We start from the raw sequence: 15,837 nt of genomic DNA, 5'->3' as shown, positions 1-15,837 counted from the left end.
CTACTTCTTTTGCCGGCCGCTGCCGGGGGGCCGTGCCTTGGTGGCGTATTCCACGCCGTGCTGGGCCAGGTATTCGCGGATCAGCTGGCGCACCACCTGCGACGGCGTCAGGTCCTGCGCTGCGCACAGGGTTTCGAAGGCCTTCTTCTTGACCGGGTCGATCAGGATGGTCAGGCGGGCGGTCTTGGATTCCATGAGGGAGTGTGTCGGGCGGTCCGGCTGGATCGGTCGCATTATATACAGCGCGAACTTCGCCGAATCCCAATGGTTTGCTCCCCTTTCCCGCCTGCGGGAGAGGGGCAGGGGGAGAGGGCCGTCGGTGGTTATGCTGACGCGCTTGACTTCGTTGAGGCTCCGACCCTCTCCCCCACCCCTCTCCCACTTCGCGGGAGAGCGGAGCGTTCACAACGGGCGGCAGTGTTTGCTGGCGCTTTCCCCGGCGCTCCGCTAAGCCGGCATCTCCAGATCCGCAATCACTGCCGCCAGGAACCGCGCCGCCTCGCCCCCCGTCACCACCCGGTGATCAAACGTCAGGCTGAGCGGCATCACCCGATGCACCGCCGGCGCACCGCCAGCCGCGACCACCTCGTCGCGCACCCGTCCCGCGCCAAGGATGGCCACTGTGGGCGGTACCACGATCGGCGCCGCATAGCGCCCCGCGATCATGCCGAAGTTGGACAGCGTGATGGTATTGCCGCGCATCTCTTCCGGCGCGATGGTGCGCGCCCGGATGTCTGCGCGCATGCGGTCGAGCCCGTGGCGCAGGTCGGCCGCGTCGCGGTTGCCCACGTCGCGCAGCACCGGCACGAACAGTCCTTCGGGCAGGTCGGCGGCAATGCCGACATCGATCTTCCTGAGCACGTGGCGGCGCCCGGTCTGGCCCTCGTACCAGGCGTTCAGGCCCGGCTCCGCGCGGCACCCCGCCACCAGCGCGCGCACCAGGCGGATGGTGACGTCGGCGCCCGCCTGCCAGGCGTGGATATCGGCATCGTCCATCACCGTGGCCGCGGCGACCTCGTTCTGCGCGCGTGCCATGTTCTGCGCCATCGCGCGGCGCACGCCGCGCAGTTCCTCGGGTGCGCCCAGTTCGGCCAGCGTGGCGGCCACGCGTTCGACGTCGGCGGCGGTGACGGTGCCCTCCGGCCCGGATGCGGTGGCCATCGCCAGGTCGACGCCGAGGCGCCGCGCCAGCGCGCGCACCGCGGGCGTGGCCTTGACGCGCGCGGCCATGCCGGCGCCAGGCGCGGCCGCGCCCGGCGGCGCCGCTTCGCTGGCCACGCGCGTGCCGACCTGCACGGCCCCGACCACCGTGCCGGCATCGGCGTCCTCGCCCGCGCCCTCGAAGCCGACCAGCGGCGCGCCCAGGTGCACGATATCGCCAGGCTGCGCATGCAGTCTGGCGATGGTGCCCGCATAGGGCGAAGGGATCTCGACGATGGCCTTGGCGGTCTCCACCGACAGCAACGGCTGGTCCGCGGCGACCGTATCGCCCACCTTGACATGCCAGTTCACGATCTCGGCCTCTTGCAGGCCTTCGCCCAGGTCGGGCAGCTTGAAGACTCTCATCGGCGCTTCCTCGGCTTGGTGTTGCTTGGGGTCGCTCGGTGTCGCTCGGTGTCACCTGGCGTCAGTCACGCGGCCATGGCCTTGCGCGCCGCGTCGGCGATGCGTGCCGCGCTGGGGAGGTAGGTGTACTCCAGCCGCGCCAGCGGCACCACGGTATCGAAGCCGGCCACGCGCTGCACCGGCGCCGCCAGCGAATACAGTCCGGCATCGGCCAGCTCCGCCGCGATCTCGGCGCCGAAGCCGGCGGTGCGTGGCGCCTCGTGCACGATCACGCAGCGCCCGGTGCGCGCCACCGCTTCGAGGATGGTCGGCATGTCGAGCGGCTTGAGCGTGGCGACGTCGATCACGGTCGCGCTCACGCCTTCGGCGGCCAGTTCGTCAGCAGCGGTCAGCGTCTCCTGCACCATCGCGCCCCAGGTCACCAGCGTGATGTCGTTGCCTTCGCGCAGCGTGAAGCAGGTATCGAGAGGCAGTGCCGCGCCGTCATCGGCGACCTCCTGACGGAACAGCCGGTACAGCCGCGTGGGCTCGAGGAAGATCACGGGGTCCGGGTCGGCGATGGCGGCCAGCAGCAGCCCGTAGGCGCGCGCCGGCGACGACGGCACCACCACGCGCAGCCCCGGCATGTGGGCGAACATCGCTTCCGGGCTTTCCGAATGATGCTCGGGCGCGTGAATGCCCGCGCCGCACGGCGAGCGCACCACCAGCGGGCAGCTCAGGCGCCCGCGCGTGCGGTGCCGCATGCGTGCGGCGTGGTTGATGATGTGGTCGATGGCCGGGTAGATAAATCCCGTGAACTGGATCTCGGCCACAGGCTTGAGCCCCATCGCCGCCATGCCGATCGCCGCGCCGACGATGCCGCCCTCGGCCAGCGGCGTATCCATGACCCGCGCCGCGCCGAAGCGCGCCTGCAGTCCCGCGGTCGCGCGGAACACGCCACCGTTGACGCCAATGTCCTCGCCCAGCAGCAGCACGTCGGGATCGCTCTCCAGCGCATGGCCCAGTGCCAGGTTGACTGCTTCGACCAGATTGATTTCCGCCATGGTTTGCTCGCTTTGGTCGTGGAAGGCCAGGAGGACGATGAAAGCGGTTGCGTGGGGCGCTAGCCGTGCTGTGCGGGATAGCGCCGCGCGGTCTCCAGTTGCGCCTGCAGCGCCGGCGGCATGGTGGCGTACAGGCAGTCGAACATCGCCGCGGGATCCGGCGGCGGCAGCGCCAGGTAGGCTTCCACTGCTTGCGCCACCTGCTGCGAGCAGGCCTTGACCAGCGCCTCTTCGCGCGCCGCGTTCCATGCGTTCAGCGACAGCAGATGCGCGCGCAGGCGCAGCAGCGGCTCTTCCTGCCAGTGCGCCTTGACGCTGGCCTCGTCGCGGTAGCGCGAGGCATCGTCGGCGGTGGTGTGGTCGCCCAGCCGGTAGGTGATGGCCTCGATCAGCGCGGGGCCCCCGCCTGAGCGGGCGCGCTCGATGGCCTCGCCCACGCGGTGCCGCACCGCGACCACGTCGTTGCCGTCGACCTGCTCGCCAGGTATGCCCGCCGCGATCGCCTTCTGCGCCAGCGTCTGCGCCGCGGTCTGGCCGCTGCGCGGCATCGAGATCGCCCACTGGTTGTTGTTGATCACGATCACCATCGGCGCGCGCCATGCGCCGGCCATGTTCATGCCCTCATAGAAATCGCCCTTGGAGGTGCCGCCGTCGCCGAGCAGGCACACCGCCACCCTTGGCTCGTTGCGCAACTGGAAGGCATAAGCCGCGCCTGCGGCATGGCAGACCTGCGTGCCGATCGGCACGCAATTGGCAAAGTCATGCGGCGCCGCCGCAAAACCGCTGCCGCGTTCGTCGCCACCCCAATACAGCAGGCTCTCGGTCATCGTGACGCCCCGCACAAACTGCGCCGCGTGGTCGCGGTAAGAGGGCACCAGCACGTCGTCGGGCCGCATCGCAAAGGCCACGCCGACGCCGATGGCTTCCTGCCCGAGGGCCGAGGCAAAGGTGCCGATCTTGCCAGTGCGCTGCAGCGCGATCGCCTTCAGGTCGAACTGGCGCGTCAGCACCATGGCCTGGTACAGGGGCAGCAGCGCATCAGGGTCGCTGGCAAGGGGCGGGGGCGGGGAAGTGGGGGAAGTGGGTTCGCCCGGCGGGGCGAGATAACGCGTATAGCCGATCTCGAAGCTCGCAACCATGGACATGGCAGGTCTCTCGATGCGCGTGTCGTGTTGTGATCCCGGGCGTGCTTTGTGGGCGCGCGCGGCATGTGTAGTCGAGTGTAGGGTATTTGCGGCGCAATGGCGGCGGCAATTGTCTTGCTGCGCACAAGGGGGAGCGGGTCCAGGCAAGACCCACAAAAAAGGGCTCCCGTGCGGGAGCCCCCAGATTGCTGACAAAGGGAGAATTCCAGGTTGTTTGCTCCCATCTCCCGCTTGCGGGAGAGGGGCCGGGGGAGAGGGCAGGCGCATGCCAAGCACCGTGGCGCCTCACTTCGTGGCAACTCCTGCCCTCTCCCCCGCCCCTCTCCCATAAATGGGAGAGGGGAGACAACATTCGCAGCCTTTGACTTTGTCAGCAGTCTAAGGGCCCCATGCGGGAGCCCCTTGGCCAATGATGCGGGCCGGATCAGCGCTGGTACGGCGGTGGCACAAAGCCCGCGAAGCGCTGCTGCGTCACTGCCTTGAACTCGGCCGACTGGTAGGCTTCCTTGATGTCCTTGACGAACGGCTTGTTGACGTCGGCCGTCTTCACCGCCACCAGGTTCATGTAGTAGTCGGGAATCTTTTCCAGCGCCAGCGCGGTGGTCAGCTTCAGCCCCGCGGCCAGCGCGAAGTTGCCGTTGACGAAGGCGTAGTCGACATCGTCGAGCGAACGCGGCAGTTGCGCAGCCTCCAGCTGGATCAGCTTGAGCTTGTGCGGATTGGCGTCGATGTCGCGCTCGCTGGCGCGGATCGGGTCGGTGCCCGGCTTGAGCGTGACCCAGCCCACCTGCTGCAGGATGGCGATGGCGCGCGCCAGGTTGGTCGGGTCGTTCGGCAGCGAGACGGTATTGCCCGGCTTCACCTCTGCCAGCGTCTTGTGCTTGTGGCTGTAGATGCCGATCGGCGCGGTGGGGACCTGGATGATGTCGGTCAGCTGCAGCTTGCGGTCGGCCGAGAACTTCTTCAGGTAGGCCACATGCTGGAAGGCGTTCGCGTCGATGGCGCCGTCGGCCAACGCCAGGTTGGGCTGCACGTAGTCGCTGAATTCGATGATGGTGACCTTGTAGCCGCGCTTTTCCAGCACCGGTTTCACGCCGTAGCGGATCTGGTCGGCGTATGGGCCGGCGGTGGCGCCGAAGCGGATTTCCTTCTTGTCCGGATCGGCGGCGCTCGCGCCCTGCGCCACGCCCAGCGTCAGCACTGCCGCGGCCACCGCGAAGCCGAATTTCCCGTATCGCATCAAGACGCTCCCCTGTTTGTTCGTTGATTGTTCGTTGGAAAGCCCATTGTATGGAAGCCAAGTCATCTGGCGAACGAGTACTTAATCATGCCGATATGCCTGAAGCGCATATAGGCCGCCTGCAGGCAGCGCGGTGCGCTACGCTGAAGGACCCGCAAGCCCATCATTACGGAGGCCGCCATGCCCGAACAACTGACCCGGCATCCCGATGTCACGCTGCAGGTCCTGCGCAGCGCTGGCGCCCGCTGCGGCGAAGGCGCGTCGCAGGAGATCCTCAAGGCCTGTCCGCGTGAGCGCTTCTGCAAGCTGCCCGGCGGCGAAGTCTGCGTGTACGGGCTGGATAACGCCATCACCATGACGCAGATCACAGCCGCCGACTGGCGCGCCCTGGCACAGCAGGCGGGCCCGCCGCCCAATCCCGGCATGCCGCCGCTGACACTGGCCGGCGCGGGCTCGGCGGGGCTGCTGGCCGGGGTGCTGCTGACGGCCCTGGTGGTCCGTCGACGGCGCGGCCGTGGCTGAGCGTCCCATGCGCTGGCATGGTGTTTGCGGCACCCTCTCGGGCCATGACACCGTTGCCGTCCGCCCCCGACAGCATCCGCCTGCTGGAGAACGGAGAAGAGTACTTCCCGCGCGTATTCGAAGCGATCGCGCGCGCGCGCCAAAGCGTGCTACTGGAAACTTTTATCCTGTTCGACGACGAGGCAGGAAAGAAATTGCACGCCGCCCTGCTGGACGCCGCGCGGCGTGGCGTGCGCGTGGCCGTCACCGTGGACGGTTTCGGCTCGCATGACCTGCCCCCTGCATTCGTTACAGAGCTGGTCAAGGCGGGCGTGTACTTCTGCACATTCTCGCCGCGCCGCCGCCTGCTGGGCGTGCGCACGCATATCTTCCGACGCATGCACCGCAAGCTGGTCGCGATCGACGGCGAGGTGGCCTTTGTCGGCGGCATCAATTTCTCGGCGCAGCACCTGTATGGCTACGGGCCACGGGCCAAGCAGGACTATGCCGTCGAGATCGCCGGCCCCGCGGCGCGGCAGGTGCATGACTTCCTGGCGCGGGCCATCCCCGGGACATGCCTGCGGGGCAGGCTGGCACCGCCGCCGCCGGGCAGCACCACGGCACCGCCGGGTCCGGTGCAACTGGTCACGCGCGACAATCATCGCCATCGCAACGACATCGAGTTTGCCTACCTCGATGCGATCCGCGCCGCGCGGCGCGAGGTGGTCATCGCCAACGCATATTTCCTGCCGGGCTACCGGCTGCTGCACGCGCTGTGCGAAGCCGCCGCGCGCGGCGTACAGGTGCGCTTGCTGCTGCAGGGCAAGCCCGACATGCCGTGGGTCGCGCGGGCCGGTGGCCTGCTGTATTGCCACCTGCAGGACGCGGGGGTGCAGATCCTCGAGTACGTCGAGCGGCCGTTCCACGGCAAGGTCGCCGTCGTCGACGGACAATGGGCTACGGTGGGTTCGAGCAATCTCGACCCGCTCAGCCTGTCGCTGAATCTCGAAGCCAACCTGGTGATCCGCGACACCGCCTTCGCGCAGCGGCTGCACGGCCGGCTGCAGGCGCTGATCGCCGAACGCTGCCGCGAGGTGCCGCCGCGCCGGCATGAGCGCTCGCTGCTGGACGCGGCCGGCGCCACGCTGATGTTCCACTTCCTGCGCCGCTTCCCGGCATGGGCCGGCTGGCTGCCCGCGCATACGCCGCGGCTGGTAACGCCGCCAGCCGGCGACCCGCGTGGGCGCGGCCGCGTGTTTGTGCTGGAACGGGAGGCCGAGTGATGGTCGCGCACGCGCTTTCGGCAATCCGGCACCACGCGCGCTGGCCGATGTGGCGGCGCGCGATCGGCATCCTTTTCATCGCGGCAGTGCTTGCACTGATCGCGCGCAAGCTCGGCACCATCGACTGGGACGCGGTGCTCGCCGCGCTGCGCGGCTTCGACCGCCGCACGCTATTGCCCGCCGCGGGGTTCGTGGTGCTGACGGGTTTGCTGTACAGCCAGTTCGACGTGCTGGGGTGCCGCTACGCCGGCCACCCGCTGCCGGTGCATCGGGTGATGGCGATCGCCTACGTCAGCTACACGATGAGCCTGAACCTGGGTGCGACGCTTGGCGGCGCCGGCGTACGCTACCGGCTGTATTCACGCGCCGGCCTGAGCCCGCCGCAGATCTGGAGCGTGTTCGCGGTGGCGGTCACCAGCAACTGGCTTGGCTACGCGCTGCTGGCGGGCGTCATTCTGGCCGGGCAGTTGGTGGTGCTGCCGCCCGAGTGGGGTATCCCGTCCGCGGCGACGCGCCTGATCGGCGTGGCGATGCTGGCCGCGCCGGCTGGCTACCTGGCGGCATGTGCGGCGTGGCAAGGACGGCACCGTACTGTGCGCGACCATGACATCTACGTGCCATCACCGCGCTTCGCGCTGTTGCAGATCCTGGTGTCGGCGGGCAACTGGGCGGCGGTGGCGGCCATCCTGCATGCCTTCCTGCATGCGCATGCGGACTATTACACGGTGCTGGGCGTGTACCTTGCCTCCGGGCTGGCCGGCGTGGTGATCCGCGTGCCGGGTGCGCTGGGGGTTGTCGAGACCGTGTTCCTGACGATGCTGGGTGGACAGGTGCCGCACGGGTTGTTGCTTGCGGCGTTGATTGCGTATCGGGCGTTGTATTACCTGATTCCGCTGGGAGTCGGTACGGTGGGGTATTTCCTGTTGGAGGCGCGTGGGAAGAAGCTGGCGCAGGGCACGGAGTTGGAAGAAGACCAGCGCCGGTAGCGCGGGTAGCGGGCGCACCCCTCCCGCAGACGCCCGCACGCGGGAGAGGGTGCAAACCTGCGCTTATGCAGCCGCTCACGTCGCCGATTACGTAGCCGCCAATGCGCGATCCAGATCCTCGATCAGGTCATCGATATGCTCGATGCCCACCGACAACCTCACCATGTCCTCGCTGACACCAGCCGCCTTCAACTCCCCGGCATCCAGCTGGCGATGCGTGGTCGATGCCGGATGCGTGGCCAGCGACTTGGCATCGCCAATATTGACCAGCCGCATGGCGCCGATGGCCGCATCGTAGATCGACGACTGGTTCTTGCTCGAATAGAGGCATGTTGGTGCCCTTGAACAGCGACACGCGCTTGCCGCGCAGGTCGCCGAGGGTTTTCAGCGGCGAGTCGGGCGGCACCCCGACATAAATATTGGCGCGCACGCCGGTGGCAAGCACCAGCCGCGTCTTCAGCCCGGCGGAGCGGCCGACCAGCGACGGCAGGTCGCCCTGCAGCGCGAAGTCGAACTGGCGGTTGGCCAGCGCCTCGTTGACCGCGGGGCCTGCGCCCTTGAAGAAGAACCATTCGACGCGCGGCCCGATACCGCCAACGTGCCGTGCCGCAGCGGCTGCCCGGGCAAGCCGTGAAGCGCGCGGCGCAATGTACAGACCTGGATATGCGATAAGCGGATAAGCGCCAGCGATTTGATTCGTTGACCGTGCTTGCGCGGGGTCTCTACAGTGCAAGCTTGTACGCGGCATCCGGTGCCGCGCAGGCTTCCCCCGAATTGCCAGAGCTCGCCATGACGACCGCCATCACCACCGCCCGCGCCACCGTTGCGCGCCTGCAGAGCGCAACGCCTTCCGCCGCCATCGATGCCGGCCAGGATTTCGAGATCCGTGCGCTAGACGCGCCGCTGGGCGCAGAGGTGCGCGGCCTCGACCTGTCCCGCCCGTTGTCCGACAGCGATTTCACGCGCATCCATCGCGCCCACCTCGACTACCACGTGGTGGTGTTCCGCGACCAGCGGATCACCCCGGCGCAGCAGATCGACTTCAGCCGCCGCTTCGGTCCGCTGCAGATCCACGTGCTGCACCAGTTCCAGCTGCCCGGCCATGCCGAAGTGCTGGTAGTGTCCAACGTGGTCGAGAACGGCAAGCCGATCGGACTCGGCGATGCCGGCCACTTCTGGCATTCGGACCTGTCGTACAAGGAAAAGCCGAGCCTGGGTTCGCTGCTGCATGCGCGCGAGCTGCCCGCCGAAGGGGGCGATACGCTGTTCGCCAACATGCACCTGGCATGGGACACCTTGCCCGCCGAACTGCGGCGCGCCGTCGACGGCCTGCAGGCCGAGCACACCTACCTGGCGCGCTATGCCGAACTGCAGCAGCGCAGCCCGTGGCGTCCTGACCTGACGCCCGAGCAGATCGCGCAGGTCAGGCCGGTATTGCAGCCGGTGGTGCGCACCCATCCTGAAACTGGCCGCAAGGCCTTGTTCGTCAGCGAGCACTTCACTACGCGCATCGCCGGCCTGCCCGACGACGAGAGCCGCGACCTGCTCGACCGGCTGTTCGCGCACAGCGTCAAGCCCGAACACGTCTATCGCCACCAGTGGCAGCCGCATGACCTGGTGTTCTGGGACAACCGCTCGCTGCTGCATCTGGCCGCAGGCTGTCCGGATCACCTGCGGCGCGTGATGTACCGCACCACCATCGAAGGCGACGTACCGCGCTGACGCGAAAATGGCTTCGCCATGCATCCCGGGCGCACGCAAAACGCGTGCGTCCATTCCCTGAGTTTCCGGAGTTCATTCATGTTCCAACGTCTTTCCCGCAAGCTGGGCCTGCTCGCGCTGAGTGCCGGCCTGGCGATTTCCGGTGGCGTGCACGCCGAAGGCAAACTGCGTATCGCGGAGCAGTTCGGCGTGGTCTACCTGCTGCTCAACGTGGCGCGCGACCAGCAATTGATTGAAAAGCACGGCAAGCAGCAGGGCGTCGACGTCAAGGTTGAATGGACCCAGCTGTCCGGTGGCGCCGCGGTCAATGATGCGCTGCTGTCCGGCGCGATCGATATCGCCGGTGCCGGCGTCGGCCCGCTGCTGACCCTGTGGGACCGCACCCACGGCAAGCAGAACGTGCGCGGCGTCGCCTCGCTGGGCAACTTCCCGTATTACCTGGTGAGCAACAATCCCAAGGTGAAGACCATTGCTGACTTCACTGAGAAGGATCGCATCGCATTGCCGGCAGTGGGTGTGTCAGTGCAGTCGCGCGTGCTGCAGCTGGCAGCGGCCAGGCAATGGGGCGACAAGGAATACAACCGGCTCGACAAGTGGACCGTGGCGGTGCCGCATCCCGATGCCGCTGCCGCGATCATCTCGGGCGGCACGGAAATCACCGGGCATTTCGGCAATCCGCCGTTCCAGGAGCAGGAACTGGCAGGCAATCCGAACGCGCGCATCGTGCTGAACTCGTATGACGTGCTGGGCGGACCGAGTTCGTCGACGGTGCTGTACGCGACCGAGAAGTTCCGCAATGAGAACCCCAGGACCTACCGTGCCTTCGTCGATGCGCTGGCCGAAGCCGCGGCGTTCGCCACCGCCAATCCCGAGGCCGCCGCCGATATCTACCTGCGCCAGACCAAGGCCAGGACTGACCGCGCGCTGCTGGTGCGCGTGCTGAAGAACCCGCAGGTGCAGTTCAAGGTGGCGCCGCAGAATACCTTTGCGCTGGCCTCGTTCATGCACCGCGTGGGCGCGATCCGCAACCAGCCGAAGTCCTGGCAGGATTATTTCTTCCAGGACCCGGTCACCGCGCAGGGGAGCTGACCATGGCCACGCACAGCCTGCGCGTGGTGTCCGACCGCGCCGCGCCGCTGCTCCAGGTCGACGGCTTGTCGCTGGAGTACCGCACGCCCGAGCGCATCGTGCGCGCCACGCACCAGGTCAGCTTTGACGTGCATGCGGGCGACCGCTTCGTGCTGCTGGGGCCGTCGGGCTGCGGCAAATCGACGCTGCTCAAGGCGGTGGCCGGCTTCGTCGCACCCGCCGAGGGCGAGATCCGGCTCGAAGGCCAGCGCGTGCAGCAGCCCGGTCCGGACCGGCTCGTGGTGTTCCAGGAGTTCGACCAGCTGCCGCCGTGGAAGACCGTGGCGCAGAACGTCATGTTCCCGCTGCGGCAGGCGCGCGGCCTGTCGCGTGCCGAGGCGCGCGAGCGCGCGCTGGGCAGCCTGGAGAAGGTGGGCCTGGCCGATTTCGCCGATGCCTACCCGCATACGCTGTCGGGCGGCATGAAGCAGCGCGCGGCGATCGCGCGGGCGCTGGCGATGCGGCCCAAGGTGCTGCTGATGGACGAGCCCTTTGCCGCGCTCGACGCGCTGACGCGCCGGCGCATGCAGGAAGAGCTGCTGGCGCTGTGGGACGACGCGGGTTTCACGCTGCTGTTCGTCACGCATTCGATCGAAGAAGCGCTGGTGGTGGGCAGCCGCATCCTGCTGCTGTCGCCGCACCCGGGCCGCGTGCGCGCCGAACTGAACAGCCACCAGTTCAGCCTGGCCAGCCAGGGTGGCGCGGAATTCCAGGCCGCCGCGCAACGCATCCACACCATGCTGTTCGGCGAGCCCGCCGCCGAGGCACAGCCGCCGCGCGCGCGCAGCGCCGCCGGCCGCTAGCAAGCTGATTGCCGCAACACACAGATCATGACGCAATTCACCCTGGCGCTCCCCGAGTCGCCCGAACTCCGCCCCGACTTCCGGCCGCCGGTGCGCCCGGAATACGAGCGCGACATCGAACCCTTCACCGAAGCGCCGCTGGCGCGCGCGCTGCCGTGGCAGCAACGGCTGTGGCAGCACGGCTGGCTGCGCAAGGCCGTGATCCTGGTGGCGCTGGCACTGGTGTGGGAAATCGTGGCGCGCGTGCAGGACAACGACCTGCTGCTGCCGACGTTCCTGGCGACACTGCGCGCCTTCGTGCAGGACGTGGGCAGCGGCGAATTGCCGGGCAAGGCGGCGGTGTCGCTGTCGGTGCTGCTGCGCGGCTATGCCGCCGGCATCGTGCTCGCGTTCGTGCTGACGTCGCTCGCGGTATCGACGCGCTTCGGCCGCGATCTGCTGGACACGCTTACCGCCATGTTCAACCCGCTGCCGGCGATCGCGCTGCTGCCGCTGGCGCTGCTGTGGTTCGGGCTGGGCACCAAGAGCCTGGTGTTCGTGCTGGTCCACTCGGTGCTGTGGCCGCTGGCGCTGAACATGTACGCCGGCTTCCAGGCGGTGCCGCAGACGCTGCGCATGGCCGGGCGCAACTACGGCCTGCGCGGGCCGCGCTATGTCGCGCTGGTGCTGGTGCCCGCCGCGCTGCCGGCGATCCTGTCGGGGCTGAAGATTGGCTGGGCCTTTGCCTGGCGCACGCTGATCGCGGCCGAGCTGGTGTTCGGCGCGTCGTCGGGCAAGGGCGGGCTGGGCTGGTTCATCTTCCAGAACCGCAACGAGCTCTACACCGACCGCGTGTTCGCGGGCCTGGCGGCGGTGATCCTGATCGGGCTGCTGGTCGAGGGGCTGGTCTTCACCACGCTGGAGCGCCTCACCGTACGCCGCTGGGGCATGCAGCACTAGCCTTGCCCCGCGCAGGCTTCAGGCGTAGCCTACGGCACCGGTAAGCCAACCGGAGCCCGCCATGACCGCCATCCACCAGGCCGCCGCGCAGGGATTCGCCAGCCAGGCAGATATCTACGCCCGCGGACGCCCCGAATATCCCGCAGCCATCGATGACTGGCTCCACGCCACGCTCGGTCTCGGCCCGGGCCGCACGGTGCTGGACCTGGGCGCCGGCACCGGCAAGTTCACGCGCCGGCTGGCCGAAACCGGCGCCGCCGTGATCGCGGTGGAGCCGGTGGCGCAGATGCGCGCGCAGCTGGCCATTGCGCTGCCAGCCGTGCTGGCGCTGGCAGGCAGCGCCGAATCGATCCCCTTGCCCGATGCCAGTGTCGATGCCGTGGTCTGCGCACAGGCGTTCCACTGGTTTGCCAACGACCGCGCCATCGCCGAGATCCGCCGCGTGCTGCGGCCACGCGGCCGGCTGGGGCTGGTCTGGAACGTGCGCCATGAAAGCGTGGACTGGGTCGCGCAGCTGACGGCCATCATGACGCCCTACGAGGGCAACGCGCCGCGCTTCTACAAGGGCGACTGGAAGCAGGTCTTTCCCGCCGAGGGCTTCGGCCCCATCGCGCTGCACAGCCTGCCTCACACGCACGTGGGCCCGCCGCAGCAGGTGATCGCCGACCGGGTGATGTCGGTGAGCTTCATTGCCTCGCTGCCCGGCACGGAGCAGGAGCGCGTGCGCGCCGCGCTGCAGGATGTCATCGACGGCCACCCGGCGCTCGCCGGACGGCAGGAGGCCGCCTTTCCCTATCGCACCGAAGCCTACAGCTGCGAACGTCTGGGCTGAGTCCCGCCGCGCTACATCGTCGCGTGCCGGACCCAGAACGCCGGACCGCGGCGCGCGGTGCAGCTGAACTCCGGCGGCGGCGGGCCGTTGGGGTCGTTGGGGCCGGCGCACGGGCACGGCTCGATCTGTTCCCAGATGCGCAGCATCGCCATGACCTTGGGCAAGGCCTTGACGCCGTTGGGCGTGGGTAGCCAACTGGGGCTGCCCACGCGGAACAGCGGCGTGCCGAGCACGGCCTCGAGGCCGCGGATCTGGTAATGGAGTCTCTGGGGCTGGATGCCCAGCGCTTGCGCGGCGCGGGCGGTGTCGCGGTGCTGCATCAGTGCGACGAAGGCGCGCAACGACAGGAAGCTGACGCGCCTGTTGTTGACAAGGTATGCCATGGGTGTGCCCTTGCCGGGACGGGCACTGGCGGTGCGCTGGGCACCGTTGCGCGGCGGGGAGGCGATGCACCCCGGGTGCGCGGCCTGTTGCCGGCGGATCGAAGTGAATCGATCGTAGCGGCGCGCGCACGGGGGTAGGGCGGTGAAGCTTCCGAGTTTAGGTAGGGAATGGTCTCGGTCAGATGGCGATGCCGGTGCGCTTCAGTGCATCGGCAAATGGCCGATTGCCGTCAGCGCCTGCATTACCTCGGGCGACAGGCGGCGTTCGCGGCAAGGCACGCCGGCGGTCTCCAGCGTGGTCCACAAGTCGGCATCGCCGGTGACGATGCGTTGCCGCAGGTGCGCCAGATATGCGTACTCCGCGGATGTCAGCGGGCGCGGTGCGCTGCGCAGGTCATCCAGGATGGCGCCAAGCGAGAGGGCGGGAACGGTCATACCAGGGTCGGGGATAGCAGGGCGGGACATTGATGCAGTATTGACGCGAGATTCTTGCGCGGTCGGCGCGGTAGGCAACGCATGATTCTATCCAGCCGGTGCAGTGCCTGCTTAACCAAATGCAGCCAACTTTGGCCTCAGTTCCGCTTGCATGCGAGCGAGTGGCGATTGCGTGGTGGCAATGTGGCGCATGCTGGGGCTGGTGGGCCGCGCAAGCCGCTTGCACGTGCACGATTGCGTTAGAGGCATCCTTCAACGCGCGCCTGGGTGTTGCGTAAAAACGCCAGTGCGACAGCGCCGGGCGACGCCGCATAGGAGGCGCCGGCACCACAACTGACCCGTCATGATCGCCCCCGGCTAGACGGGGGTGCCACCTGCCATCGCGCGCGGGCTATCATGCGCGTTTGCCGAGCGCCGGCGGCCTGTCCCGGCGTGTCGTGACCGTCCCTTGGCCCAGTCCCGGCCAGCGGATTGACGGCAAGGCCGACCGCCACCTTGAGGATTCCCGTGCACCTGGACCAGCAGACCATTGCGGTCGTGATGATGGTGTTTTTCTGCAGCACGCTGGTGATCTCGGCGGGGCTGGTGTTCGCGCTGCGTGCGAGCGAGGCGGGGCGCCTGTGGGCATCGGGGCATCTGCTGGCATCCGGTGCGGGCCTGGCCCTGGCGTTGAGTGCGGCCACCGGCACCCTTCATCTTGGCATGCCGGGGGCAGGCGCCTTCGTCATGGGCTGGCTGCTGATCTACCGCGGCGTGCGCGTCTACTACGGCGTACCGGCGCACCCGGGCGCGCTGGCCGGTGCCGGCGCCATCGTGCTGGCCACCCTCGTGATTGCCGGCGGCCTGCCCGACGGGCCTCAGCTGGTGCTGCGCGTGGTCTACGGCGTGCTGGCGCTGGTGTCGCTGGCCACCTTTGCCACGCTGGCGCGCGCCGGGCGCGGGCGGCGCAGCATCGGTGCCCCGCTGGTGCTGGTCGCCAGCCTGGTGCAGCTGGCCACGCAGCTGGCCGGCTTCAGCCATGCCATGCAGCCTGCCGGTGCTGAGGCTTCGCCGGTGATCCTGTTCTTTGCCGGCCCGGCCGGCTCGGCCTGGATGCTGGCGCCGCTGATCGCGACGCTGCTGGGCCTGTTCGGCTTTACCGTGATGGCGATGGAGCAGATCGTCGCGCACAACGAGAGTGGCGCGCGCGTCGATGCGCTGACCGGCCTGCTCAACCGCGGCGCGCTGGAGATGTCGGCGCTGCAGCTGGTGGCGCGCTGGCAGCGCGACGGGCTGCCGCTGTCCTGCCTGGTGATCGACATCGACTACTTCAAGCAGGTCAACGACACCTTCGGCCATCATGCCGGCGATGCGGTGCTGTGCGAAGTGGCGCACGCGCTGGACAACTCGCGCCGCGCCTCTGACGTGGCCGGGCGCTATGGCGGGGAGGAGTTCTGCATCCTGTGCCCGCACACCGACGAGCAGCAGGCGTCGGCGCTGGCCAACCGCATCCTGCGCAAGGTGCGTGGGATCGCGCTGCCCGGCGCGCAGGGCTTTGCCAGCGTCAGCATCGGCGTGGCGCAGCTGCGCGGCGGCGCGGGCAACAAGGAGGGCCTGTGGCGCGCGCTGTTCGCCGACGCCGACCGCGCGCTGTACCACGCCAAGGAGCATGGACGCGACCGCTATGTGCTGGCGTCGTCGATGGCAGCGCCGGTGCCGGGCCACGCCACGGTGATCCTGGAACCTGCCGCCGACCCCGTCGCCTGAAATCGGGGGGCCGCCGCGCGCCTGCCATACAATGGCGCCCCCGCCCGAACTCGCGCCCCACCAGCGCTACCCACGGCCAGTGGCA

16 protein-coding genes and 2 pseudogenes are annotated in these 15,837 nt (G+C 68.6%); 9 read left to right on the top strand and 9 right to left on the bottom strand.

Annotation, left to right across the window (positions count from 1 at the left end; all coding sequences use genetic code 11):
• The 5 genes from ACIP1U_RS12055 to ACIP1U_RS12035 form a co-directional block, all read right to left on the bottom strand.
• Complete coding sequence (locus ACIP1U_RS12055) at positions 1–195, bottom strand: CopG family transcriptional regulator (RefSeq protein ID WP_400314940.1); 195 nt, start codon at positions 193–195, stop codon at positions 1–3.
• Between the two features lie 252 nt (positions 196–447).
• Positions 448–1,566: a dihydrolipoamide acetyltransferase family protein gene (locus ACIP1U_RS12050; protein ID WP_400314939.1), complete on the bottom strand. Its 1,119-nt coding sequence runs from the start codon at positions 1,564–1,566 to the stop codon at positions 448–450.
• 65 nt (positions 1,567–1,631) lie between these two features.
• Positions 1,632–2,609: an alpha-ketoacid dehydrogenase subunit beta gene (locus tag ACIP1U_RS12045; protein WP_400314938.1), complete on the bottom strand. Its 978-nt coding sequence runs from the start codon at positions 2,607–2,609 to the stop codon at positions 1,632–1,634.
• A gap of 59 nt (positions 2,610–2,668) precedes the next feature.
• Positions 2,669–3,754: a pyruvate dehydrogenase (acetyl-transferring) E1 component subunit alpha gene (gene pdhA / locus ACIP1U_RS12040; protein ID WP_400314936.1), complete on the bottom strand. Its 1,086-nt coding sequence runs from the start codon at positions 3,752–3,754 to the stop codon at positions 2,669–2,671.
• A gap of 424 nt (positions 3,755–4,178) precedes the next feature.
• Positions 4,179–4,994 carry a MetQ/NlpA family ABC transporter substrate-binding protein gene (locus ACIP1U_RS12035; RefSeq protein ID WP_400314935.1) on the bottom strand — a complete coding sequence of 272 codons (816 nt, stop codon included), beginning with the start codon at positions 4,992–4,994 and terminating at the stop codon, positions 4,179–4,181.
• Positions 4,995–5,174: 180 nt separating this feature from the next.
• On the opposite strand from ACIP1U_RS12035, the gene ACIP1U_RS12030 reads away from it, so the two are divergent.
• Genes ACIP1U_RS12030 through ACIP1U_RS12020 form a run of 3 tightly spaced genes read left to right on the top strand, consistent with a single transcriptional unit; the run spans position 5,175 to position 7,764 of the window.
• Positions 5,175–5,516 (top strand): hypothetical protein, encoded by a 342-nt coding sequence (locus tag ACIP1U_RS12030; RefSeq protein ID WP_400314934.1) that lies wholly within the window; start codon positions 5,175–5,177, stop codon positions 5,514–5,516.
• 44 nt (positions 5,517–5,560) lie between these two features.
• Positions 5,561–6,778: a cardiolipin synthase ClsB gene (gene clsB / locus ACIP1U_RS12025; RefSeq protein WP_400314933.1), complete on the top strand. Its 1,218-nt coding sequence runs from the start codon at positions 5,561–5,563 to the stop codon at positions 6,776–6,778.
• Entirely contained in the window at positions 6,778–7,764 is a 987-nt protein-coding gene (locus ACIP1U_RS12020) for a lysylphosphatidylglycerol synthase domain-containing protein (RefSeq protein ID WP_400314932.1), read from the top strand. Before clsB ends, ACIP1U_RS12020 begins: the two co-directional genes overlap by 1 nt.
• An 87-nt stretch (positions 7,765–7,851) precedes the next feature.
• On the opposite strand, the pseudogene ACIP1U_RS12015 reads toward ACIP1U_RS12020, so the two are convergent.
• Together ACIP1U_RS12015 and ACIP1U_RS12010 are read right to left on the bottom strand one after the other, a co-directional pair.
• Positions 7,852–8,037 (bottom strand): annotated as a pseudogene (locus ACIP1U_RS12015) (PLP-dependent transferase); the annotation flags it as partial.
• A 49-nt stretch (positions 8,038–8,086) separates the two neighbouring features.
• Positions 8,087–8,350: pseudogene (locus ACIP1U_RS12010) on the bottom strand (ABC transporter substrate-binding protein); the annotation flags it as partial.
• Between the two features lie 203 nt (positions 8,351–8,553).
• On the opposite strand from ACIP1U_RS12010, the gene ACIP1U_RS12005 reads away from it, so the two are divergent.
• The 5 genes from ACIP1U_RS12005 to ACIP1U_RS11985 all read left to right on the top strand — a co-directional run bounded on the left by ACIP1U_RS12005 (position 8,554) and on the right by ACIP1U_RS11985 (position 13,188).
• On the top strand, positions 8,554–9,486 hold the full coding sequence (locus ACIP1U_RS12005) for a TauD/TfdA dioxygenase family protein (protein WP_400314931.1): 933 nt from the start codon (positions 8,554–8,556) through the stop codon (positions 9,484–9,486).
• A gap of 78 nt (positions 9,487–9,564) precedes the next feature.
• Positions 9,565–10,575 (top strand): ABC transporter substrate-binding protein, encoded by a 1,011-nt coding sequence (locus ACIP1U_RS12000; protein WP_400314930.1) that lies wholly within the window; start codon positions 9,565–9,567, stop codon positions 10,573–10,575.
• A 2-nt stretch (positions 10,576–10,577) separates the two neighbouring features.
• Positions 10,578–11,417, top strand: a complete 840-nt coding sequence (locus ACIP1U_RS11995) for an ABC transporter ATP-binding protein (protein WP_400314928.1) — start codon at positions 10,578–10,580, stop codon at positions 11,415–11,417.
• A 27-nt stretch (positions 11,418–11,444) separates the two neighbouring features.
• The gene (locus ACIP1U_RS11990) at positions 11,445–12,356 is read left to right on the top strand and encodes an ABC transporter permease (RefSeq protein WP_400314927.1); all 912 of its coding nucleotides are present in this window, start codon (positions 11,445–11,447) and stop codon (positions 12,354–12,356) included.
• A gap of 61 nt (positions 12,357–12,417) precedes the next feature.
• Complete coding sequence (locus ACIP1U_RS11985) at positions 12,418–13,188, top strand: class I SAM-dependent methyltransferase (protein ID WP_400314925.1); 771 nt, start codon at positions 12,418–12,420, stop codon at positions 13,186–13,188.
• Between the two features lie 11 nt (positions 13,189–13,199).
• On the opposite strand, the gene ACIP1U_RS11980 is transcribed toward ACIP1U_RS11985, so the two are convergent.
• Both ACIP1U_RS11980 and ACIP1U_RS11975 read right to left on the bottom strand, forming a co-directional pair.
• Positions 13,200–13,571, bottom strand: coding sequence for a LysR family transcriptional regulator (locus ACIP1U_RS11980; RefSeq protein ID WP_400314924.1), 372 nt, complete (start codon positions 13,569–13,571; stop codon positions 13,200–13,202).
• Positions 13,572–13,772: 201 nt separating this feature from the next.
• The gene (locus ACIP1U_RS11975) at positions 13,773–14,006 is read right to left on the bottom strand and encodes an IclR family transcriptional regulator (RefSeq protein WP_195430021.1); all 234 of its coding nucleotides are present in this window, start codon (positions 14,004–14,006) and stop codon (positions 13,773–13,775) included.
• Between the two features lie 507 nt (positions 14,007–14,513).
• On the opposite strand from ACIP1U_RS11975, the gene ACIP1U_RS11970 reads away from it, so the two are divergent.
• Entirely contained in the window at positions 14,514–15,752 is a 1,239-nt protein-coding gene (locus tag ACIP1U_RS11970; RefSeq protein ID WP_400314923.1) for a diguanylate cyclase, read from the top strand.
• Positions 15,753–15,837 lie beyond the last annotated feature (85 nt).

The organism is Cupriavidus sp. NPDC089707 (assembly GCF_044748965.1).
GTDB lineage: Bacteria > Pseudomonadota > Gammaproteobacteria > Burkholderiales > Burkholderiaceae > Cupriavidus.
The sequence above is the reverse complement of the archived record's forward strand: the minus strand, read 5'-3'. Positions and strand labels throughout refer to the sequence as shown.